At 32.4% G+C, this 24,465-nt stretch carries 20 protein-coding genes and 1 tRNA gene; 11 read left to right on the forward strand and 10 right to left on the reverse strand.

All coding sequences use genetic code 11. The features are described 5' to 3' along the window. Positions 1-291: 291 nt before the first annotated feature. Complete coding sequence (locus ACHRWY_RS20080) at positions 292-843, forward strand: hypothetical protein (RefSeq protein WP_395357048.1); 552 nt, start codon at positions 292-294, stop codon at positions 841-843. Positions 844-1,062: 219 nt separating this feature from the next. Here the strand turns inward: ACHRWY_RS20080 and ACHRWY_RS20085 are convergent, their stop codons facing one another. Beyond that, positions 1,063-3,075, reverse strand: coding sequence for a M13 family metallopeptidase (locus ACHRWY_RS20085; RefSeq protein WP_395357049.1), 2,013 nt, complete (start codon positions 3,073-3,075; stop codon positions 1,063-1,065). Positions 3,076-3,299: 224 nt separating this feature from the next. Here ACHRWY_RS20085 and ACHRWY_RS20090 point away from each other — a divergent pair, with 224 nt between their 5' ends. The 3 genes from ACHRWY_RS20090 to ACHRWY_RS20100 all read left to right on the forward strand — a co-directional run bounded on the left by ACHRWY_RS20090 (position 3,300) and on the right by ACHRWY_RS20100 (position 6,695). Then, on the forward strand, positions 3,300-3,704 hold the full coding sequence (locus ACHRWY_RS20090; RefSeq protein ID WP_395357076.1) for an XRE family transcriptional regulator: 405 nt from the start codon (positions 3,300-3,302) through the stop codon (positions 3,702-3,704). A 248-nt stretch (positions 3,705-3,952) separates the two neighbouring features. Next, the gene (locus ACHRWY_RS20095) at positions 3,953-4,651 is read left to right on the forward strand and encodes a pseudouridine synthase (protein ID WP_395357050.1); all 699 of its coding nucleotides are present in this window, start codon (positions 3,953-3,955) and stop codon (positions 4,649-4,651) included. 481 nt (positions 4,652-5,132) lie between these two features. Then, positions 5,133-6,695 carry a S41 family peptidase gene (locus ACHRWY_RS20100; protein ID WP_395357052.1) on the forward strand — a complete coding sequence of 521 codons (1,563 nt, stop codon included), beginning with the start codon at positions 5,133-5,135 and terminating at the stop codon, positions 6,693-6,695. A gap of 125 nt (positions 6,696-6,820) precedes the next feature. Here ACHRWY_RS20100 and ACHRWY_RS20105 read toward each other — a convergent pair whose 3' ends face one another. Continuing rightward, positions 6,821-7,366, reverse strand: a complete 546-nt coding sequence (locus tag ACHRWY_RS20105; protein ID WP_395357053.1) for a hypothetical protein — start codon at positions 7,364-7,366, stop codon at positions 6,821-6,823. Then, a complete protein-coding gene (locus ACHRWY_RS20110) occupies positions 7,341-8,483 on the reverse strand; it encodes a hypothetical protein (protein ID WP_395357054.1) in 1,143 nt (380 codons plus the stop codon). Before ACHRWY_RS20110 ends, ACHRWY_RS20105 begins: the two co-directional genes overlap by 26 nt. 338 nt (positions 8,484-8,821) lie before the next feature. Here ACHRWY_RS20110 and ACHRWY_RS20115 point away from each other — a divergent pair, with 338 nt between their 5' ends. Both ACHRWY_RS20115 and ACHRWY_RS20120 read left to right on the forward strand, forming a co-directional pair. Continuing rightward, a complete protein-coding gene (locus ACHRWY_RS20115) occupies positions 8,822-9,505 on the forward strand; it encodes a hypothetical protein (protein ID WP_395357055.1) in 684 nt (227 codons plus the stop codon). 429 nt (positions 9,506-9,934) lie between these two features. Continuing rightward, a tRNA-Glu gene (locus ACHRWY_RS20120) sits at positions 9,935-10,006 on the forward strand. A 230-nt stretch (positions 10,007-10,236) separates the two neighbouring features. Here the strand turns inward: ACHRWY_RS20120 and ACHRWY_RS20125 are convergent. After that, positions 10,237-10,968, reverse strand: coding sequence for a hypothetical protein (locus ACHRWY_RS20125; protein ID WP_395357057.1), 732 nt, complete (start codon positions 10,966-10,968; stop codon positions 10,237-10,239). Positions 10,969-11,144: 176 nt separating this feature from the next. Further along, positions 11,145-11,384 (reverse strand): hypothetical protein, encoded by a 240-nt coding sequence (locus tag ACHRWY_RS20130; protein ID WP_395357058.1) that lies wholly within the window; start codon positions 11,382-11,384, stop codon positions 11,145-11,147. A 260-nt stretch (positions 11,385-11,644) separates the two neighbouring features. Between ACHRWY_RS20130 and ACHRWY_RS20135 the strand changes: the two genes are divergently transcribed. Then, positions 11,645-12,739, forward strand: a complete 1,095-nt coding sequence (locus tag ACHRWY_RS20135) for an exopolyphosphatase (protein WP_395357060.1) — start codon at positions 11,645-11,647, stop codon at positions 12,737-12,739. Positions 12,740-13,168: 429 nt separating this feature from the next. Here the strand turns inward: ACHRWY_RS20135 and ACHRWY_RS20140 are convergent, their stop codons facing one another. Beyond that, a complete protein-coding gene (locus tag ACHRWY_RS20140) occupies positions 13,169-13,621 on the reverse strand; it encodes a hypothetical protein (protein ID WP_395357061.1) in 453 nt (150 codons plus the stop codon). Positions 13,622-13,667: 46 nt separating this feature from the next. Further along, positions 13,668-13,931: a hypothetical protein gene (locus ACHRWY_RS20145; RefSeq protein ID WP_395357062.1), complete on the reverse strand. Its 264-nt coding sequence runs from the start codon at positions 13,929-13,931 to the stop codon at positions 13,668-13,670. Positions 13,932-14,624: 693 nt separating this feature from the next. On the opposite strand from ACHRWY_RS20145, the gene ACHRWY_RS20150 reads away from it, so the two are divergent. From ACHRWY_RS20150 to ACHRWY_RS20165, 4 genes are all read left to right on the forward strand, one after another. Further along, the gene (locus ACHRWY_RS20150) at positions 14,625-15,716 is read left to right on the forward strand and encodes a sensor histidine kinase (protein ID WP_395357063.1); all 1,092 of its coding nucleotides are present in this window, start codon (positions 14,625-14,627) and stop codon (positions 15,714-15,716) included. 6 nt (positions 15,717-15,722) lie between these two features. Then, positions 15,723-17,045: a sigma-54-dependent transcriptional regulator gene (locus ACHRWY_RS20155; protein WP_395357065.1), complete on the forward strand. Its 1,323-nt coding sequence runs from the start codon at positions 15,723-15,725 to the stop codon at positions 17,043-17,045. Between the two features lie 349 nt (positions 17,046-17,394). Beyond that, positions 17,395-18,375 (forward strand): helix-turn-helix transcriptional regulator, encoded by a 981-nt coding sequence (locus tag ACHRWY_RS20160; protein WP_395357067.1) that lies wholly within the window; start codon positions 17,395-17,397, stop codon positions 18,373-18,375. A gap of 63 nt (positions 18,376-18,438) precedes the next feature. Further along, positions 18,439-19,455 (forward strand): helix-turn-helix domain-containing protein, encoded by a 1,017-nt coding sequence (locus tag ACHRWY_RS20165; RefSeq protein ID WP_395357068.1) that lies wholly within the window; start codon positions 18,439-18,441, stop codon positions 19,453-19,455. Positions 19,456-19,519: 64 nt separating this feature from the next. Here ACHRWY_RS20165 and ACHRWY_RS20170 read toward each other — a convergent pair whose 3' ends face one another. The 3 genes from ACHRWY_RS20170 to ACHRWY_RS20180 form a co-directional block, all read right to left on the reverse strand. After that, on the reverse strand, positions 19,520-21,451 hold the full coding sequence (locus tag ACHRWY_RS20170) for an OmpA family protein (RefSeq protein ID WP_395357069.1): 1,932 nt from the start codon (positions 21,449-21,451) through the stop codon (positions 19,520-19,522). 11 nt (positions 21,452-21,462) lie between these two features. Continuing rightward, on the reverse strand, positions 21,463-22,386 hold the full coding sequence (locus ACHRWY_RS20175; protein ID WP_395357070.1) for a type IX secretion system membrane protein PorP/SprF: 924 nt from the start codon (positions 22,384-22,386) through the stop codon (positions 21,463-21,465). Between the two features lie 58 nt (positions 22,387-22,444). Then, positions 22,445-24,465 (reverse strand): gliding motility-associated C-terminal domain-containing protein (locus tag ACHRWY_RS20180; protein ID WP_395357072.1); only part of this gene is annotated, 2,021 nt, incomplete at its 5' end.

A 24,465-nucleotide genomic window follows, 5' to 3' on the forward strand; every position in this document is an offset into this window, starting at 1 on the left:
TAATTCTTATTCATATTTGGAAAAATTAAATACGAAATAAGATCAAAACAAAAGCTTCAGAGAAATCCGGAGCTTTCTTTGTTTATGAAAACTCTACTTGCTACAGATTGCGGGTGCGAAGTCAGAAGCCATTCGCAATACTTTCTATAAGAACGCTTCGAAGATCTGAGGCTTACAAATCAAGTTTGGAAATTGAAAAAATATTCTAAAGAATCCAGAAAAGTCTTTCGAATCAGCAAAAAAATAATCTATATTCTAAATGACCCACATACAATGCAACCAATCTAAATTATGATTAATAAAGATTCAAAGAATAATTATGCACACTTTACAGAACGATTAGATTTTTTTATCCTTTTTATTTATTCCGTTTTGTTGATTAGCACGGCGGTCATTGCTTATCTAACAGGCCATGAAATACTAACCAATACAAATGTCGATGGCTCATTGCATATTAATAGCTCATTGTATACAGTATTCTTTATCTCCAGCTTTTTCTTCTTTCTTGCTTTGTACAGTATTGTAAGATCATGTAAAGAAGCTGTTTTTTTCATAAACGAAGTTCAGATCCACCACAACACGATAACATTGGCAGGATACAAGTATAATGCTACATGGGAAGAAAATCTAGATATCAAAAATACCCAAATTGATATAGTAACTAAGAAAAGAGGCAGGGCTCCAGAGGTCTATTATTTGCAATTCATTGATGAATTAAACTTAAAATATAATATAAACACTTCTTTTTATTGGAGTTATGCCGAAATTTTGATTTTGTACAGCGACATTAAAAATTTACAAAAAGCAGATATAGCAACCGTCAAACCGAGATTGAAAAACTAAAATTTCTTTCTTGAAAAATCTAAGACACAAATGGTTAGATTTTTCGATTCTTCCCGCGACTAGGCAAAAGCTTCAGAGAAGTCCGGAGCTTTTTTGTGTAAGCTAAAACGTAAAAAGCCTGGATACTTTTATAGAATTTATAACAAACCAAAAAAAAAACTGCGCAAAGTTTACAGAAACATTTGCGCAGTTTTTCATGGTTACCTTCGAAGACCGAAATTACCAAATTGTTATTCTGTCTTTTTGAGGCAAAAACATTTTATCTCCAGCTTTTATATTAAATGCTTCGTAAAAAGGTGTAGTATTCATTAAAGGACCATTAACACGCCAATTTGGTGGAGAATGTGGATTATTGTTAATCCACAAACGCAGGAACTCGTCTTTCATTTTTACTCTCCATATTTTGGCTATAGAAATAAAAAAGCGCTGGTCTGGAGTAAAACCGTCAATTTTTGTATTTCCTTGTCCTTGTTCGGTCATTTTAAAAGCATCATAGGCAACTGCTATTCCGGCAATATCCGCCGTGTTTTCGCCAACTGTCATGGCACCATTAATGTGCAGATCGCCTAAAACAGTATAGGTACTGTACAAATTGATAACCTGTTGTATTCTTGACTTAAACTTGGCATAATCCTCTTTTGTCCACCAGTTTTTTAAGTTGCCATCCTTGTCATACTGAGCCCCCTGATCATCAAAAGTATGGGTTATTTCGTGACCTATAACCATTCCGATACCTCCGTAGTTAAGGGCGTCATCTGCATTATTATCAAAATATGGGGGTTGTAAAATACCTGCAGGAAAAACAATTTCATTTGCCGTAGGGTTATTATATGCCGTAACTGTTGGAACTGTAGTATACCATTCTGATTTATCGACTGGTTTGCCCAATTTTGCCAATTGAAATTGATAAGCTGCTGTAGCAGCCGAAACCATATTCTCGAAATAGGTATTCCTGGCTATATGCACATTGTTATAGTCTTTCCATTTATCCGGATATCCTATTTTCTTAGTCATGGCTGCCAATTTTTCTTTGGCTTTTTGTTTCGTACTTTGACTCATCCATTCCAATTTATCAATTCTTTTGCCGTATGCTTTTTGCAGATTATTCACGAGGGTTAACATACGTTTTTTGGCATCTTCTGAAAAGTATTTTTTCACATACAATTCCCCCAACGCATCACCTAGGTAAGTGTCAACTACATTAGCCATTTTTTCGCCACGTGATTTTTGAACAGCCTGACCAGAAAGGACTTTGGTATACTCAAATGAGGCATCTGCGAATGGCTTACTTAAATCATCTGCATATCTCTCGAGAGAATTTGCTTTGAGATAAATTTTCCAATTATTAATAGGAATGCTTTTTAAAAGTTTATTTAGCGCATCATAATAGGCAGGCTGGCCTACATTAACAGAATCGGTTTTAGCACCTAAATTATTCAAAAAAGTAGTCCAGTCTATGTTGGAATGTCTTTTTGCAAGATCTGCCACAGCTATTTTATTGTAATTTGCCTGTACATCTCTAAGTTCCACTTTTGTTTTATGCGAAACGGCGAGTTGTTTGTCAATATCGTAAACCAAATTAGCATTCTTTTTGGCCTCTATGGCATTGCTGCCTGTTTGTTGAAATAATGTACTAAGGTATTTTTTGTACGCTTCCTGTATGGCAACAGTTGATGAATCTGATTTGAAATAATAGTCCCTGTCAGGCAAACCAATACCCGTTTGATAGATTTGGGCAATGTTCATACTGCTGTTTTTTTCATCGGGTGACACTCCAAAAGCTATAATAGAAGGATTGCTCACTTTTGCTTCATTAACTACAAAGTTCATTAAGGACGGTAAATCGCTAATGGCTTCAATTTTAGAAAGTAGAGGTTTGACAGGTGCATAACCGCGTTTATCAATGGTTACAGTATCCATACCTGATGCATAGAAGTCGCCTACCTTTTGTGCTATACTCCCTGCTGAATTTTTGCTTTGCGAAAGACTGTCCAATATTCCTTGCAGGCGCATTCGTTGTGGGTAATTCATAAACATATAGGCACCAACTCCGGCTTGAGATGCAGGTATGGACACAGAATCATACCATTTGCCATTTACATATTTAAAAAAATCATCACCAGGCCGCAATGTAGAATCTATTCCTGTGATAGCAACATATTTTTTTTCCTGATGTTTTGAGCATGCTGTAAAAGCTAAGAATGCTATAAAGAGCATTAATGAATTTTTCATAATCTGGACTATTTCTATTAAAATGAACTGAAAAATGTTTGAAAGCAGATACTTTAAAATGTATATGCTTGGTATATTTGATTTTAGCAGAACAATATACGAATTCGGTTTTTAATTCTAAAGTTTATCTACCCTATTGTTATAGATATTTTTTATCTTTGAAACTCAAAATTTTTAAGCCGAATGGCTTTATCTTTGAGCCTTTAGAAAAATTGATACTCATTATGGAACAGAAAATACATCAGGGAAGAAACGTTAAACGCTTCAGAGAAATGCTTGGCATCAAACAAGAGGCATTGGCTTTTGATCTGGGAAATGAATGGAATCAAAAGAAAATTTCAATACTGGAACAAAAAGATGTAATTGAAGATAATCTGCTTAAACAAATCTCAAATTCTTTAAAAATCCCTGTTGAAGCTTTTCAAAACTTTGATGAGGAACAAGCTGTGAATTTAATTTCGTGTAATTTCTCGGATAATGCAATGTTCAATAACCGAATTGAAGTTTTTAATAACAATCCGATTGAGGAGATCAAAAAACTTCACGAAGAAAAAATTGCTTTGTTTGAGCGTATGCTGAAAGAAAAAGATGAAATGATGGCAAGGCTTGAAAAATTAATCACTAAATAATTCGTATTTGGAAAAATTAAATACGAAATAATCATTTATAAAAAATAGCAAAATAAAAGCTTTGGAGAAATCCAGGGCTTTTTTCGTTTTAGAATAATTTATAAAAAGTTGATCTATTTTTATAAAGTTTACGATTTACAACAAACAAAAAAAGCACAAAGTCAGAGACAGCTCTTCATAAAGGGCGCGTATAGAAATAAATAAGTCATAAAAGTGATTTTAGTCGAAATCTCTTCTATTTTTGCCAAATGTTAGAAATTCTTTACCAGGACGAATATATTATAGCCATTAATAAACCAAGCGGGCTGCTGGTTCACAAATCATTTTATGCGCGCGATGCAAAAATTTATGCTATTCAGGAATTAAGAAATCAAATAGGTGGGCAACACGTTTATCCCGTTCATCGGTTAGACCGCAAAACATCTGGAGTCTTGTTATTTGCGCTTGATAAAGAAGTTTTAAAAATTATGAATGATCGTTTTGCCACACGCGAAGTCGAAAAAAAATATTTAGCCATTTTACGTGGCTGGTCACCCGAAGAACTCACGATTGATTATGATTTAACCAATGATGATGACGTTACACAAAATGCAATAACATACTTTCATCGTTTACAAAATGCCGAAGTTGAGTTAGAATTTAATAATAAACCAACGTCACGTTATTGTTTGGTAGAAGCAATTCCGGAAACTGGACGTATGCATCAGCTACGAAAACATTTCAAACATATTTTTCATCCCATTTTAGGAAGTCGTCCACATGGTTGTAACAAACAAAATAAATTATGGCTGGAGAATTATGACCTGAAAGGAATGATGCTTCATGCACATCAGTTAATTTTTAATCATCCAATAAAGAATGAACAACTCATCCTGAATGCAAAAATTAATGAAGAGTTTAACAGAGTAGGCAATATTCTTAATCTGGATTTGAGTAAGTATAAATAGAATATAATTTTGAAATTACTGTTGTATTTTCAGAGGCATTCTCAAAGCTTTCATTAAAACCCTGATGAGAGCGGGCTTTTAACAGTATAAAGCTTTGTCTATATACATATTAGCTGACCACAACACACATAAACAACTTATAGTCAACAAACTAACCCCATGGCTTGTTTTAATTCAATTGCTTATTTTAAATTAATTTCTTTGTTGTAATGTAAATTTATCCTATTTTTATCACAAAAGTATAACTAAAAAAATAAAGTAAAAACGATTGTCAATAGGGAATATTAAACTCTGAAAATTAAACCATCCCTATTTACTTTATTGATAGTTGCTTATTTAATTTTTATTTCAATTGAAGGACTTTATTTAGATGTTAAACTCACTATACTTCAGTATGGTTACATAGATGCTCAAATTTAGTATCTATTATAAATAATTATGCACAGATCTGAGTTTGTAATCGAACAACTTATACTTATCTATGATGAATAATAAAAATCTGATATCAATTTTTACAATCGTATTGTTATTTTTTTTCTCCTGTAAAATTCAGGCACAAGGCTTTGATAAGAACACAAAGGATAGTTTAATGCTGTACAATAAAATACTTTCAGAAAAACAGATGCATCAGGATCTTAAACTGCTCCTTGCCATAAATGAAAAAGCAAATTCCGGCTTATACCAATACCGCTCTAAAAAACAAATAGACAGTATTTACAACGCTACCATTAAAGGCATTAAAAAGCCTATGAGCGTTACCGGATTTTACAAAATAATGCTCCACCTGGCAGATTATGAAGGAAGTGTACATAATTATACCATCCCTGATCTTGAGTTAATAAATTTTCTGAATCGGCAAAAATCATTTTTCCCTTATCCTCTTGTTTATATTAACGGACAAATTATTTTCGATGGCCAATCATCAGATATACCACCCGGTTCGAGGATAAGAAGCATAAACGGGGTAAATGATGCACAATTGATGCAATCTTTTTATAAATATTATACAGCAGATGGTTATAACATTACAGAAAAGTTATCGGCCAGCGTAAATAAATCGTTTGGGATAAACTATCTGCTGGAATATGGTCTTTGTAATGAATTCATTATAGAATACAATTTACCAAAATCTGAATCTATTGAAAAAAAGGTATTTCCTGCGGTAACGCTCAAGCAAAGAGAAACAAACATTAAAAATAGATTTAGTGCTCCTGTCACTGAATTGCTAGATTACAAAAAGCAGCCTCCGTATAGCTTTCGCATGCTTCATCCTGCTATAGGTTTGTTAAATCTAAGATGGTTTGGTATGGCATACGGATCGGACGATCCTAAGTTTGAGACCTATGTTCAATTTTTAGATAGTGTTTTTACAGGACTGGACAAAAACAAAGTTTCTAATCTGATAATTGATGTTAGAAATAATCCTGGCGGCAGCGACCCTAACTTTGAACAGCCTGTAATGTACCTCACAGATCAACCATTCAAAGAAAATGTAAAAGCTGCTATCGTCTTTGACCCCGACTTTTTACCTTTCGAAAAATATTTCTGGGGCGTTTCAACATCACAACGAATGGATAGCCTTTCTAAAAAAATGGGGAAACAATACCTAAAAGATGTGTATCCGGTTTTCAAAAATAATATAAGCCTGCAAAATCAAAAATACAATCCGGTATATCATCCTAAATCACCCGGGTTTAAAGGCAATGTTTATCTTTTGATTAATGAAAATGTAGCATCAGCTGCTTCCCATTTTGCTTCTCTGGTAAAAGCGTATGTTCAAAATGTCACCATAGTTGGTGTAGAGACCGTGGGCGGTTACTATCTTCACAACGGACATTCACCACTGGTTTATGAGCTTCCCAATTCAAGGATAAAAACACAATTTTCAATTGTAAATCTGGTACAGGATGCCCCAAAAAAAGATAATCAGCCAGAAGGTCATGGTATTATGCCAGACTATGAAGTATGGCCATCTCTAGATGATTTTTTCCAACATAAGGATACGCAAATGGAATTCACCCTTAAACTTATAAAAATAAAATAATTTGGATTTTTTTATACTTCCCAAACGACAGAAAACTCCAGAGAAATCTTAGGCTATTTTTTTATCGAAGAGGTCCTGATTTTCCATTCACGAGCGGGTAGCTTTTTATTTTTAGCAGGATGTTTTTAGTGAATATAATTTCCAAAGTCTAAAATCAATGATTTATTGTCAGAATGGATAAAAAGAACCCTGACTAAACTTCCATCGTTAGTCTCAATCAGATATTCATAACTGGTTACGGTCCATAAGTCTGTCAGGTCAAAAATGCTCCTTTTTACTTTTTCTACTAATTGACTCAGGATGTCAATATGATAATTGCTTTTGAATATATCAGGCGCTTTGTTGAATGTGGCTAAATGGTCAAGGCACCATGAAAAGTTCTCATTTATTCTCTCTTTGATGCTATCAACATCTTTTTTTGTTGGTTGAATCTTATGTATAAAAAAAAGTTCCGTACCAATATTATTTGGAGAGGGAAATATAAATCGATCCCGATCATTCACTCTTTTGTCTATGCTAATTCTTATGTCCAGAATTGTCGGATTATATCCGTCTGACAATACACTCATGAAATCGGAAAACAGTCGAATTGAATTTTCCAACAACTTTGCCCGGGTCAGTTCGTCTTCATTAATTACCATATCCTTACGATCTATTTCCTTCTTTTTCAATTTTCTCGACTACAATTATCACGTTTGATTTAAAATTCTTATTTACAATTTTAAAACTGGCAAGATAACCGTCTTTTATATAAATTGTTTCAGTAGCATCTGCTTTCATACCAATTTCCTGAGCAGGAACTTTTACAAATCCTAATTCAACAAATTTATTGACAAAATTAAAATCAATACCATATCTTGACATTATTAAAGCAACCTGATCAGGATTTTTTCTGGTAGAAATAGCCTGTCGTGTTTTTTCATTAATCCAAACCCCTTCTGATTCGTTAAAAACCCAATTATTACTGATTTTATTGAGTTCAGCACCTAAATCGGAAAAAGAAACCGTTGCTAGTTTTAAAAGATCTTTAGGTTCAATTTCTCTATTTTGTGTGCCCTTCATTTTTATCACACTATAATTATCAATCAATAAATCGATATTGTGAGGATCACTTTTAGAATAGACAATATTGAGTTTTTGACCAACATAAAACTCCTTGAATTCATAACTAGAAACATCCTCAACTGCCGAAACGACTTTGCCCTCTTTTGTAGTAAATTCGACTGTAACGCTTGCATAATTTATTTTTCCTTCTATCGACTGTCCGTCAATAACCGTTGCAACAGCATCTTCCTGTGTTTCTTTTAATATTTTATCTGCTCCTGAGGAAAAACAACTTGATATAATGAAATAAAATATAAAACCAGGGAAAAAGGATACTATAGCATACCCTTCGATTGGAGGTTTTGGCTTTCCGAATTTCTTGATGTTTTTTTCTCTCCAGCTACCGTAATAAATAAAAACATTCAGAAGAGAAATACTTAAACAAATTGTTCCCAGAACAGAAATTATAACTGTGCTTCTGGTAATGCCTAATCCGGGAAGAATGAAAAAGAATAAAGCCGAAAAGAATAAAAACAAAATTGTCCAGACTGTAAAACGAATTATATGCTGTCGTGGATACGTTTTTAATTTATGTTCTAAAATCTTGCCTTGAGCCACTTCAATTATAGTGTCAAATTCACCAGGGTCAATTTCTTTTCTTTTTAAAGAATCTTCAATTTCATATTGATCATCGCCAGCATTTATTCTATCAACAATGTAATTTACAATTTCGTTGTTACTCATAGGAGTTTCTATTTACTATTTCAGTTTTTTTCACAGCTAATATAGAATAATTTATTAAAAATTAGCAGGCAAATTCTTAAGTGCTTAATCTAATAACGTGGGCAACTTTTCAAGAGAACGCTTTAGAGAGCGGGACAGAAAAAAATGAAAAAAGTACCGGAATCGATGCTATTTTAGGCCAGGCGGTAATGCTGTTTTGCTATTAGGTAAAATTTGCGCTGGCATTTCTTTTACCCAAAACTATAACTCTTTTCACTAAAGCAGCAGCAGTAATTATTTATACTTATGCATTTTAATTACAGGAAATTAAATAGTTTCGCTTTAAATAAATTTTAATTATGAAAATTATCTGTAGTGCAATATTGTTTCTCATTTTTTTAGGTTGCAAAAAAAATACAACAGAAAAAGAAATGAATCTAATGAACGAAATGGACTTTGTTCCAAACAAAAGCATAAAAATAAAAAACTTATTAGCTTTTAAAAATGATCATGTTTGTATAGGTACTTATATAATAAAGAATGACTCCATTATTTCACAATTTGAAATTCAATCGAAGTATTCCTTAATGGTAATGAAACTTAAAAATGTTTCTAAGAATTATACTTTCAATAATCATCAATCAACTAATTATTCCACACCAGGCTATTTTTCAACCATTAACGAAGGGTTATATGAAGTTAATTTAAGTCCGGAAGTATTTAAAGATAACTATAAAATTAACAGAATCGATTTTTTTTCAGATAATGAGATAAACTACCAAGTAAATAATGACACTATAAAAAGCTTTAATCTGGATTTCAGTAAATATGTGATCAAAATTAATAATCAGGACGCAAAGGTAATCTACAGTAAAATAGAATATTATGGATTAAAAAATATAAAGGCAAATATATTGTTTTATCAAATTGAAGATCAAGTATATATTTTCATTATGACACCTTTGAGAAAAAATATTGTTATAGATAAAAACAAATTGTATGAATATCTATTTGGTAATAATCCTCTAAATCAAAAGATTTAACTTTTAATTGATTCAAAAATAGTTTGAGAATGCCTCGCTAAAATCATTATGAAAAAGCTTCAGAGAAATCGGGGGCTTTTTTATTTTTATTCTTTGTTGCTTATTATAGAGCGCATTCAGGATTCATTCTCACAATTCCACATAAAAAGAAGCCAAACGACGAAAGTATATTCTTTCAAAACAAATAATTCTTTAATTTTATTGAAAGTTATGATTTAATATAAAAAAGAAAAAAAAACTTCTTTATCTTTTTTTTCATGTAAAACAACCAATTATTAATCAAATAAATACAGCTTAATTAAGCCCATTTTATTTAAGGTTTGATTATTTCTAAATGCGATATTCTCAGAATAAGTAAAAAGTTTTTTTTAGAAATCATTTTGTGAATTTTAAAATTAATTGCATTTTTGCACCCGCATTAGAAAAGCAGGCCCGTTCGTCTATCGGTTAGGACGCATGGTTTTCATCCATGTAAGAGCGGTTCGATTCCGCTACGGGCTACTAAAAGCTTCAGAGAAATCTGGGGCTTTTTTCGTTTATATTGCATTCAAGTAATTAAGATATTTATATTTCGGGTGCAAAGCCAGAAGATCTTCACACAGCATTCACAACCACAATTTATCTTTTATAAACTCTTCAAAGAAACACAGCATACTTAGAAACAGAGTTACCATATTCTAATTAAATAGCTATTGCACCAAGGCATCAGTCAATTATCCGGGCAGGACATTCTAGCAACTTGTAGGGGTATAAAAGACAAGGTATTTTTCGATTACATCATTTGTCTTACTGTTTTTTGCTATAATTTTATAAATGAATCTGGTGGTGAAAAAGCTGGCAGGCAATTTATCAACAGCTTTAATATTCCTGATTTCATCTAACCATTCCGGTCCACAATGTTTTTCGACAGCATTTTTGAGTTCATCAATAGTAAAATTTATTGGTTGGTCTGTCGTTTCATCCATTATGGGAAATTTCAAGTCTTTTTTATCAATTTTAAGTTTAGTCCATTTTGAAGTATAGCCCTTCCAGTCTTCCAAAATGCAAACCGGAACCTCAATTTCACGTTTTGTAGCTATGGCTACTTTTATTTCAAATTGTCCGTACATTTCTATTTCATCAAACGCAGCTTCTTCAATTTTAAATGATTTTTTAAACATCCAGTCACCGGGATTAAGATAAAAAAAAGCAGTATCTTGTTTGGTTTCATAAATGTTATCATTCTTGTTGTATTCATCTTCCCAACTCATATCAATGTCTTTTAATGAAAGGATTAAATTGGGGAATTTAATGGTAACATCGTTTTTTGAATTACTTGCAATTTCTTCTTTAGTGGATACCAAATTTTCTTGCTGTCCCGTTAAAACCTGCTTTTTATCTGTTTTTTTGTTTAACTCCTTTGTTGTTTCCTTGCAGGAGAATAACAGAAAACATAGTACTAATATTTTGAGCGTAATTTTCATAGCGGCTATTAAGGTTTCATTCGTGAATTAATTCAAAATTAAAAATAGATAAAAATCTACTCTTAATAAATTTCAGCGAAACTATTTTTAAAGAATTTATACGCAACGTTATTTTACTCTTGTCATTACCTTACCATAGTCCTAATAATTAAAACGATACAAAAGCCGGAATGATTTCAATACACTCTATTTTTAGCATTGTATCCATTAGCATTGTCACAATCTGCAATAAGCAGCTTATTAATATTGATGAGTATCTCAAATTCATCAACAGGAAACAGCCGGAGCAACACTTCTAAAATAAGGGCCACATCAATAGATCGATATTTAATCGTAGCTGAAATTTGTTGCGACTCACTATCCAATGCCAGTTGCTTTTTATCATAATTTAAATTTTGTCCTGTTTTTTTTAACAATTGGTTATCTTATATGATAACCTAAAAAAATAAAATGAAATATAAGTTTAGAAATATAAAATCGCATACCAATAACATTGAAACAATACCTTAATAATTAAATAATATGTTTTCTTAATAACTGCGTTTATATTAGTAAATGTTTTTATAAATTTGCAATCTCGTATCGAAACCCATTATTTTTAATTCAAAATTATGACTTTCACATAATTACGTTAAAGTCTTTATTCAAAATTATAGTATAACAACAATTAAATCCAATGTTTAAAAAAAACAAACCCCAAATTCTATTTTTTATTCTTTTAAATCTATTTTTTTCTATCAATTCATTTGCTCAAAAAAATCTTTATGCCGGAATTGAAATCGGACGCCGGGCAATAAAAACTTCAATTCTGGATGTAAACAACATCAAGAAAGCAGATTATAAGATTCTCTACTTTTCGAATGAAAGAATTAGTCTTGCCGATCATATTGCTGCCAGTGGCGAAGTCCCTCAGGACGACATCAACAAAGTGAGTACTATCGTTGTTGAACAATTAAAGAAAATAAGAGAGGAATTTAAAATTCCCGAAGGAAACATCTTTATCGTTGCTGCTCCCGTATTCTCATCTGCCCGCAACATTGATGTTTTAAAAAATAAAATTAGTACGCTAACGAACAAAAGTATTGATGTAATTAATGTTGATGAAGAACCTAAAATGCTGGTAAAGGGCGCTATACCACCTGTTGATTATTCTAATGCCCTATTGCTTGATATTGGTGCCCAAACGACTAAAGGGGGCTATATTGATGAGCTTAAAGATAATAAATTAGAGTTTATACCTTTAGAGCTTGATTTTGGTACAATGACACTTACTGATGCAGTAAAAAAGACAGTTGCAAATCCAAATCAGGTTAATGACATGTCAACCTATCAGGAAAAGTCTTTTGATTTTAACCCGGTTTTGCGTAAAAAGATAAAAGAATTGCTTGATGCAAATCCTCTTTTATTAAAAAAAGAAAAAATCTATTTATCCGGAGGAGCTGTCTGGGCCTTTGCAACTCTGTATTATGACGAAAATACTAAAGATCATTATATTCCTTTAACGCTGCAGGACGTGATCGATTATGATGCTATTTTGAAGAATAATTTCAACAAGTTTAATACTCTTTCTAAAACCAATAAAGAAGCAGCCAGAGTTTTGAGCACGTATGACCAGAAATACCTTATTTCAGCAAACAACATACTTTTGAACTGTCTGGAAAGCATTCCAAACTTAGAAACAAAGAAAATATACTTTGCAAAAGATGGACAGGTAATCTGGCTTATCTCCTATATTGCAGATCGTTCTAAAAAAGTAAATACTAATTTTTAAGAGTATCTGCTTTACCCATTTAACAAAGCCTCAGAGAAATCTGAGGCTTTGTTGTTTTGAATGTTTTTTAGGCTCGTATTTGCCAGGAAAGACACGGCAAACTAATCTTGTTTTGAATCAAGGTCAATTTCCTTAATCTTTCTTTATTTCCATCCTTCGAAAAGCACTTAATTAAGTATTCTTTTTTTATAAAAAATCACTTGTAAAACTAGCGCTTTTTAGTTTCCATTAAGTCTTTTACACATTAAGGATAAGAGATTTACTTAGGTATTTGATTATACAACCTGATAATAATTTTCATTGATACTATTTTGAAACTAAAGAATAAAAAAATCAGAGATTGAATAAGAGGGCTTAACCCTAAAGTAAAAGACAAAATCAATTGCTTTTTTTTAGAATTTGCCCTCTCTTAATGGTTCTTATTTAGAATTACATCATAAAAAACAATGCTCTTTGCAGTTTCTCCAGTTGTTTTGCAGGCATATTTGCTTTTACAAATTTTATATCCGGTAATTTTGGGATTAAATTGGAAGATTTTTTAAAATACAATTTTAAATCTTCAAAAATTTCTGTCTTATTTTTTGATGCATCTATTACAATTAAACCTTTTATCTCTTCTATCAGACATAAACTAGTATACAGATGTTTATTAAAGATGCAGATCATAACATTTTTACCTTTTTGGTCTAATTCGAAAAAATCTAATAATTCTGAATATTCGTAAACTACAAATACAGAACGATCAAAATCATTCAATTTATTTTTACCTTTCAATAAAAAAGAGTCTTCAGAAAATTCAAACTCATTTTTAAACTTTCTCTTAAACATTTTTAAGAAAACTCCTTTATTATCCCGAACTAAAACTCTTTCTTTCTGTATCATTTTTTCTTAAGAATTAGCATTTATACCTTTTTATAGTACACTATAATTATACTTTAATAACATGAATTACATTGTTTTCGACAAAAGAAATTAACTCTTCCATATTTCTTCGATCGGAATATTTAGTAGAAATAGAAATGATATAACCATTTTTCTCTTTAAAATAGAGAAACAAAAAATCCCTGGTTAACATTGCTTTTTCAATTTTACTCCATTTATGAGTAAAATCGCCTAGAGGAGAATGAATACAGATAAAAGAGTTTGTAAAATGGAATCGGTATTTACAGGCAAAATTATCTGACTTTGCCAATCTTTTGGCCAGGCGAAATATGATTTTGCAAATTGAATTGACAAAGGAGTACTGTACCATTAAAAAAAATATAATAAGAACTAAACTTCTTATTAACCATTCCATTAAATCGTAGCCGCTTCTTAAGTCAAAAAAAATCAAAAAAAACAATACTGTACAAGAAGTCCATAACACCCTATCCTTATAAATGTTTTTGAAATACATTTTGTTTAACTTCTGTATTTCAGAAACACTTAGTTCAAACTGTAATGAAAAATTCGAACTATTCATATCCTTAAATTCTACTTATTATTTAAATAGCAAAATTACCGCAATAAAAGAATCTGATAGATCACAAGGAGACATAATACTATCACAATAAGACTAATTATTGAACATAAAGCGTTCTAAAACAAAAAAATACGTGATACGCTTTTTATACCTGAATAATGAAATAAAAATCCAACAAAATTCAATTGTAAGATTTTGTTTTTAGTGTAAAAATTATATCCTGATTTTGCCGATTTGAATATCTAAAAATAATTTAAAAAACAACCTCAATAAGTCAAAAAAGTATTACAATAAGACACAATAATAAAACCTATTTAATTTGTTTTCAAATAGTTAAATTAAACATTAAATTAACTATCATAACTGAAATAATTAATTACTTTTGATCGCAATTTAAAACTGTTATAAACAATTTCTTACAGAATGAAATCTTTACCACTTAGCGAAAAACTTACAGAAAGAGTAAAGGAATTAACCTGTCTTTATGAGATCTCCAAAACAATATCACTAGCAAATAATGTTGAAATAAAAGTCTTTAAAAAAATAATTAAAAGCATCAAAAAGGCCTGGAGATTTAACAATGATACTATTGTAGAAATACAAATTTCAGATTATCATTTAACAACTGCCAAAATACCCCAAAACACCATTTACCAAATCAGTTATATTACGATTCCGGGTGTCGATCGGGGTTTTATAAAAGTTCATTATCCTCAAAAAAAACACAGTCAGGATCACTTTCTCGATGATGAACAAAAACTACTCGATACTCTTGCAATCGAAATTGAAAACTATATTCAGAAATTTCAGATTCTGGACAATAAGGCTTCGTTACAAAAAACAGTCGAACGTATGAAGCGTCTCTCTGTCGTTGGAGAAATGGCCGCCACGATTGCCCACGAAATCAATAACCCATTAGCAAATATTTTAGGATATGCTGAACTAATCAAGCTTAGCAACACAAATCTGGAAATAGATTCAGACATAACAACTATTATCAATTCCGTTATCTATACGCGTGAAATTGTAAAAAAAATAATGTTCTTTTCCTGCGACAGGCCAAATCATTTTCAGGTGGAAGAAGTTAAGCCTGTTATAAATTTTGCTTTGCTGTTTTTAAAGCCAAATTTTCAAAAAAAAGAAATCAAAAGCGAGCTTATCTTTAAGAACAATATTACCAGTGTAAAAATTGATTCAGTACAAATAACCCAGGTTCTTTTTAATTTACTAATTAATGCCCTGCACGCCTCTCCCAGAAACAGTGTCATAAAAATAATCATCGAAAATGACCGGGAAAATTTCTTTATAACCATTGCAGACCAGGGATTAGGGATTCCACAGGAAATTAGACCCAAAATATTTGAGCCTTTCTTTACCACAAAAGACATAAAAGAGGGTTCCGGACTTGGCCTTAGTATTGTTCATGGAATTATCAAAAGTCACAAAGGGGAAATAGAAGTCACAAATAATTTTCCAACAGGTACTATCTTTAAAATCAGGTTGCCTTTAAGTTAGCACAAAATGAATGCAAGAAAACAAAATATACTTATTGTAGACGACAATTATGAAATGTTGGATCTTTTACAACGCCAGATAAAAAGTTTAAATTATAATACTTATAAAGCCTCTTCTGTTAATGAGGCAACAGAAATCTTAAAGCAAAATTCTGTAAGCCTTTTAATTACAGATCTAAACATGCCGGAAATAAGTGGTTTAGAATTACTTAAGTATGCAGAAGAACACTTTCCATTATTACCCAAGTTAGTTATAACAGGAATGCCATCTATCGATAATGCCATTAATTCAATTAAATCAGGGGCATTAGAATATTTAATTAAACCATTTACTGTAGAGGAGTTATACAAAACCATTCATTTATCTCTTTTAAAAACAAGAAATAATCAGGAATTTACCAATCTTTCTATTCCTGATGAGAACATTTATGCCGGTATAATTGGACGGTCTAAGCAATTCAGAAATTTAGTTGACATCATTAAACGTGTCACCAACAATAAGGCAAATGTACTGATAGAAGGAGAAAGCGGCACAGGAAAAGAACTTATTGCAAAAGCCATTCATTACAAAGGAGAACGGGCTAAAATGCCTTTTGTAGCAGTAAACTGCGGAGGCATCCCCGAAAGCCTAATGGAATCTGAATTGTTTGGATATATTAAAGGAGCTTTTACAGGAGCAACAGAATCTAAAATTGGTTTGTTTCAGGCAGCAAACGGCGGAACTATTTTTTTAGACGAAATTGGCAATGCACCTATGGCAGTACAAACACGACTTTTACGAGTTTTACAGGAAAAGGAAATTACCCGCATTGGTTCGACAAGTCCGGAAAAAATAAACGTGAGAATCTTATCCGCAACAAATAATGATCTCTACGAAATGGTTTTAAAAGGTACTTTTAGGGAGGACTTATATTACCGAATTAATGTTATAAATATTAAAACAACACCATTGCGGGAACGTAAAGATGATATTTTACTATTAGTAGATAATTTTATCTCCAAATACTGCCTTGAATATCATAAACCCCGAATACGATTAGATGATAAGGTCTATAAAATACTCCTTCGTTATTCCTGGCCTGGTAATATACGCGAACTGGAAAATATTATCCAACGAATGATCATTTTGTGCGATGAAGTTATTACGCTTCAAAATGTGCCAGAGTACCTTAAATACCATATACCTGAACAAAAAGATTCTTTTAAATCATTAAAAGAGTACGAAAAAGATCAAATCCTTAAAGTATTAACGGCAGTTGGCAACAACAAAACCCAGGCTGCAAAAATTTTACAGATTGATCGAAAAACATTAAATCAAAAAATCATCTAAAACAGGGATATACTCCCCTCATGGGGAAAAATTCCTTAGTGCAAAATATACTTAAAAAGAGATCAGGCAAAATAATGAGTTGATTTCCAACTACTAAGTAAAAGTATAAAATATTCGGCACATCATTTGTCTACTATAAGTCAAATAAGTATTAAAATAAGATTTATCTTATAATTGTCTTTGCGTTCCTGGATAATGCATATTAACAGTGCATTAGCAAAAGATACAGGCATTTCAAATCATTTTAAAATCTTATCTCACAAAAATAACTGCTATTAAAAAAAAATCAATTACTTATTAATCAGCAATTTAACAAAAAACATTAACTTTATATAAATTAAATCAGCCTATGAAGACAATTGAACATTATTATAGTGCAGATCTGGATTGGGTAAAAAATTTAGCAAAGCAGTTTGGAGGAAAAGTAGAAGGCAATTTCATCATTGTACCTGAAGACATGCTGACTGGGACCCGATATTTTTTAAAATGTGAGGAAGGCATCGTAGCCTATTATATTGATGTAGAATACAAAAAAAATTTACATCTCATACAAAAAAACATTAAACCCGACTTTGTTGGATTTTATTACAACCTCACTGAAGGGGAAGCTACCGTTTCAGGGCACAATTTTATGTATAATGTAAGCAAATGGCAATATAATTTATCTGTTATTGATAGCACTTTAGAATCTGATTATAATGTAAAAAAAGGAAGCAAAACTTTTGCCCTTTGCATCTTTATCAAAAAAGATATTATTGAATCTTTTGCACAAAAAAATAATATCACTTTACCTCATATTAATAAACTGATCGATTCTAAACAAAATACAATGGTGCGATTTGACAGAATGAGCAGTGAAACTTTTCATATTCTGAATGATCTACGAAAAAATAAGGTGGGAGGCCCAATATTTAATTTAAACTTAATTGGAACAGTTCACATGTTAATCTCTAATTATCTAAAAAAAATTGCTACCAAACGTCTTATCATTCAAACGGTAAACCAACAGGATTTATCCACTATTATATCCATACAAATGTATTTGCTAAAAAACATTGATGATCATTTTCCGAGTATAAAACAACTGGCAGAGAGAGCAAATATGTCTGAATCTAAATTCAAAAACTTATTTACTAAAATCACAGGAAATACGCCTAACGTTTTTTTTATGGAAAATAAATTATCCCTTGCAAAAGAATTACTGGAAACAAAACAATTCACCATATCCCAAATTTCAAACAGACTCAACTTTACCAACAACTCTTATTTTGCTTCAAAATTCAGGAAGCATTTCGGAATAACTCCAAAAACATTTATCAAACAGATGTAAAAACGATTTTCAAAATCTGAATGTACCAAAACTAATTCTTACTGCATTAAAACAAAATGTCACATGAAAAGAATTACTCATCATTATAGTTTAACACCTGAATGGATGCAAGACTTTGCAGATCAGCTTAAAGTTAAAATTATCGATAACAAAATCATTCCTGTTCCTAAGGAAATTGGAAAGGGACAATTTTATTTTACTCAGATTATGCCGGGAATTTCAGTAGTATTTATCGATTTTATACTATCCAAACCTTTAAAGATAATAAGACAAAAATCAGAAGAACAATTTTATATTTTTCATTTTGATTTAAGCGAACATACTAATTTGATTAAAATTAACAATAAAGACTATGAAATTGGATCCTACGATAAACTGGATCTTGCCATTATTGATAATGTAATCGAAAGTTCGTTTAAACCTGTTGTAAATGAAAAAACTCTTGCGATTCGAATACTGGTAGATAAAAAATTGCTTTACGATTTTATAGCAAAACATTCCAGCAAAGCAATATTAAAAATTAAAAAAAAATCAGGCAAGAAAACCTTTTTCCATTATGGACATATCGATAGTAACAGTGTTCTTTTAATCCAGTCAATTAAAAACAAATCAGTATATGACCTGCCTTTTGATTCTCTGCTTAAAGGGATTTCCTTAAAACTATTAGGTAATTTTTTCAGTAAGTTCTATGAGATCGAAACTAAAAACAATGAAGTAATAACTGAGGCAGATAACGAGTCTATTTTTAAAACAAAACTTTATCTTCTAAATAACCTTTACAGCCCTTTTCCTTCTGTAACTTTTTTGGCTGCAATGGCTGGTATGTCTGAATCTAAATTTAAAATGTTGTTTAAAAAATGTTTTGACAAAACACCGCAAAGCTTTTTTATAACTGAAAAAATGAAACTGGCACAAAAACTTTTATCCAGTGGTGAATTTCATTCTATTACCGAAATTATATACGAATTGAACTATACTAAGCTGAGTTATTTTTCAACAAAGTATTTTGAATTCTTCAAAAGAAAACCAACAGATGATTTTGTAAAAAGCAAAGCAAGAATAAATGAAAGTGTCTGTTAGGTTCTGTTTTTAATCTTAAAATCAAAAAAACCAGTAAATAATTTACTGGTTTTTTTAACATTTATTATAAAGCGGTAATGATAAATTCGCTTCTTCGGTTCATTTGATGTTCTTCTTCAGAACATTTTACTCCGTCTGCACATCTGTTTATAAGCTGTGATTCTCCATATCCTTTACCTGTTAGTCTTTCTGATGAAACACCATTTTTAATCAGCCATTGTATGGTCGATTTAGCTCTTTTGTCTGATAAGGTTTCATTATATTTATAACTTGCCCTGCTGTCTGTATGGGAACGAATATCCAGTTTCATCGATGGATACTGATTTAATACATCCAGTATTTTTTCTAAATCCAAAGCTGCTTCCGTACGGATATTAGATTTGTCCAAATCAAAATAGATATTGGTAATACCAAAACATTTTCCTAAATCGTCACCAATGACTACCTGACATTCTGAACTTTCCATTGCAATTGGAAAATAGGTTTTACCATTTTCTTTTAGCACGGTAACGGTTTCTTCTCTGGTAGCATATTTTTCTTTTTCAGCTCTTATTATGTAATTCTTCCCACAATCAACAGCAAAAGTATAATTCCCTTTTGGATCAGAGCTGCCGGTACTTATTAAATTGTGCTGAGAATCATATAACGATAATTTGGTATTAGGCAAAATCTCTCTGGTTGCTGCATTAGTAATAAGCCCGTTGAGCTCCTGCACACAAAGAATACCTTTTGTTTCCTGAAATTTATAAATATCATCAGAACCTTTTCCTCCATTTTTGTTAGAGCTAAAAAATCCTTTTCGCGAACTTACATCTATTATAAAGGCAAAATCATCTTGTGGAGAATTAATATCTGCCCCTACATTTTGAATATTACTTACACCATCCTGCCCCAGTTTTCCAACAAAAATATCTAAGCCTCCTAATCCCGGATGTCCGTCTGAAGCAAAATAAATTTCATTATCACTCGTCACATACGGAAATGTTTCTTTTCCTTCGGTATTAATTTTAGGTCCTAAATTTTCAGGAGTACCAAATTTATCATCATTTATACTTACTTTATAAATATCTGACTGCCCATAAGTTCCCGGCATATCTGACGCAAAATACAGTGTTTTTTCATCAGGGCTAAGCGCTGGATGTGCTGTACTATAATTATCACTGTTAAAAGGCAATTCCGTTATGTTAGTCCATTCATTATTTTCCAGAGTTGCTTTATAGATTTTTAGAAGCGTAATTTTATAATCGCTTTTTCCTTTCTTACCATTATTGTAATTATTTCTGGTAAAATAAACCGTCTTGCCATCTTTGGTAAATACAGGTGTTGACTCGTGAAATTTGCTGTTTATTTTTGATTTGAATACCTTCGGGGCATTCAGATTAAAATCCTGATCTAAATTTGCCTCGTACAGATTTGTAAAATGCTCTCCGGTCCAGGTATGCTTTCGCTGGCTAAAATTACCTGTATCCCTGGCTGATGCAAAATACACGGTGTTATTATGGATGAAAGTTCCATAATCAGAATATTTTGAGTTAATGCCGGCATCTTCAATTTTGTAACGGCCGCTATTGGCTTTTATTTTTTCAAGATAGTCTCTGTCTTTTTCATACAACTTGCCTCTCACATCATTTTTTGAGCGCTCATTAAACAGATCCAGCATCTGGTTAGCCTTTGCCGTTTCTCCTTCTGATTTTAAGGATTGGGCATAGCGATAATAATATTCTGCTTCCAGTAGTGTATTCATGGCAAATAACTCACCATACCATTTGGCAGCTTTGTCGAAGTTTGAATTAAAATAATAAGCGTTACCTAGTTTTTTAAATAAATCTTCTGATTTATATCCTTTTTCAGCTACTCGTTCATACGTTTTGATGGCGTCGATATAGGCATAGTTATCGTATTTTTTATCACCTGAATTGACTTTCCCTACTTGTGCATAACTGCCTAACGAAAAAACACTTATTATTGTGATACAAAAGAGTTTATAATTTTTCATAATAATTATTTTTAGAAGAAACGAGGGGTTGTTATTTTACTATTTTTCCTAAAGAATTCATATCGCAGAAATATTTCATGCGAGCCTGAATTGTATTTGTTCAAACTGGTGGTTTCATGATCGTAGCCGTATCCTATATAAAGTCCGTCTGAAACCTGAAACCCTGCCATAGCACTTAGTGAAGCACTCCATCTGTATGCCGCACCAAGAACAAACTTATCCATAAACATAAAGTTGGCAGAAACATCAACCTGTAAAGGCGCACCCTCGACCATTTTAGCCAATACTGCAGGTTTGAACTTTATGTATTGATAATGGTCTAAATCAAATACATACCCTCCCATTAGATAGTAATTGATTTTGCTTTTGTAAATCGCAACATCACTGTTACTCTCACTATATCTGTTAGTCTCGATGAAATTAGGCACAGACAAACCAATATATGCCTTATCAGAATGCCAGTAAACTCCTGCTCCAACATTAGGCGAAAATTTATTCTTTAAATCCTGAAATTGAGGGTCTCCCTGGTTTTCCGGATTTAATTTAGTAACGTCCAGATTAAATAAATTAGCAGTTCCTTTGATACCAAACGATAATTTAAAGTTGGCTGAAGTCTGAACGGTATAAGAAAGATCTGCTGAAAGATTGTTTTCATTAGTTGGTCCAATTTTATCATTTACAAAAGAAACACCAACTCCTAAATTGCTGTTATTTATGGGGCTATTAACCGAAAAAGTACTTGTTGTTGGTGCTCCGTCAAGTCCTACCCACTGGGTACGGTACAAGCCAAAAACACTTAGGGTTCCGCGCGATCCCGCATAAGCCGGATTTATAGTTATAGTGTTATACATATATTGGGTAAATTGAGCATCCTGCTGCGCATAACTTACAATAGCTGTAAACATCAAAACGAAAGAAAAAAACCTTGTTTTCATAATGTTCTAAGTTTATAAACAGGGGGATTTTCCTCCCCCCTTATTTTGGAATTAAAAATTAATTTTTTATATATAAGTAACCCGATTTATCAAGCATTTTATGAGAAGTATTATCCAGGTATTTCAGTATATAGAAATAAGTTCCGTCAGGTAAACCTGCACCCCTTGAAATCGTTGTTCTTCCATCTGAATATCCTTTGAAAACATTTCCATTGGAGTTATAACCTGATGTTTCAAATACTTTTACTCCCCAACGGTTATAAATTTCAACAGTATTTGTTGGATAACACTCTAATCCTTTAATGTGAAACTCATCGTTAATTCCATCTCCATTTGGAGAAACAGCATTAAAGACTTCAATAGCACAATCTTGTTTAATAACATCAATTACAGTAGGATTATCTCCTGTGAAATTTTCATAATCCGAAAGATCATTTACTTTTTCTGCTGAAGGGGTTGTTCCCTCTGCAAGAGCCTGGTTCGTTACTGATCCAAAATCAATGTCTGCCTGAGTTATTGAATAAATACCAATAAAGTTCGTTGTATTGATCTCCCCGACAGCTAAACTAATTGGGTTACCTGATAAAACTAATCCCGGTAAATTATCCGTAACAATCACGTTGGTTAAGGATGTTTCCCCTGTATTTTTAATCTCAAAACTATATCTGATAGTCTCTCCAGCCTGAGCATATCCATCATGGTTTTCATCTACAAATACTGCTCTTTTAATTACAGCAATACTTGATTCTGATGGAAGTGGTGTGATCGTGCAATCCGAACAATCCGGTTCAATCCTACATGTAGTACATGGCAATGGATCTGTTGATGTTCCCTGGATGTCTATTCCATTTGGATCTTTACCAATTACTGTAGCCAGATTGTAAACCATTCCGGCGTCGATATCGGCTTGTGTCACAATATGGATACCTGTAAAGATTGTAGCATCTTCTGCTCCAGGAAGCAAGACCAAAATAGGCCCTCCTTTGACAGTAGCATTGTCATCGCTAACTGTGATATTGGTTAAAGTTGTATTTCCTGTGTTTTTAACCACAAAGGTGTATTCTACCCTGTCACCAACATTGGTTTTACCATCTTTATCAGCATCTACAAACACACCGTGTTTGGTAATTGAAATACCCGAAGCAGGTGCCAATGGCGTGATCGTACAATCAGGACACTTAGGATCTGGCGTGCATGTAGTACATGGCAGCGGATCTGTTGATGTTCCGGTGGTATCCTCACCTTTTGGATCTTTAGATGTTACCGTAGCTAAATTGTAAACTATACCGGCATCAATATCAGCTTGTGTTATGGCATGTACCGCTTTAAAAGTCGTAGCATCTTCTGCACCAACTGCTAATGTCAGCAAAGGACCTCCTGTAACAACAGCATTATTATCAGTCACGGTAATATTGCTCAAAGTTGTATTTCCTGTGTTTGTAACCACAAAAGTGTATTCTACCCTGTCACCAACATTGGTTTTCCCGTCTTTATTAACATCAACAAATTGTCCGTGTTTGGTAATTGAGATTCCTGAAGCAGGTGCCAATGGCGTGATCGTACAATCAGGACATTTAGGATCTGGCGTGCATGTAGTACATGGCAGCGGATCGGTGGATGTTCCGGTGGTATCATCACCTTTTGGATCTTTAGATGTTACTGTAGCTAAATTGTAAACCATACCCGCATCAATATCGGCTTGTGTTATGGTATGAACCGCTTTAAAAGTCGTAGCATCTTCTAATCCTGGAAGCAATTGGGCTATAGGACCTCCTGTAACAATGGCATTATTATCAGTCACGGTAATATTGCTCAAAGTTGTATTTCCTGTGTTTTTAACCACAAAGGTGTATTCTACCCTGTCCCCAACATTGGTTTTTCCGTCTTTATCAGCATCTACAAATACTCCGTGTTTAGTAATTGAAATACCTGAAGCAGGTGCCAATGGCGTAATCGTACAAGTTGGACAACCTGGATCTGGTGCGCATGTAGTACATGGCAGAGGATCGGTGGATGTGTCACTTACATTTGGGCCACTTGGTGGTGTTCCAGTTGCGGTCGCTAAGTTGTATACGGCAC

Source organism: Flavobacterium sp. FlaQc-48 (assembly GCF_044007335.1).
Lineage (GTDB): Bacteria > Bacteroidota > Bacteroidia > Flavobacteriales > Flavobacteriaceae > Flavobacterium.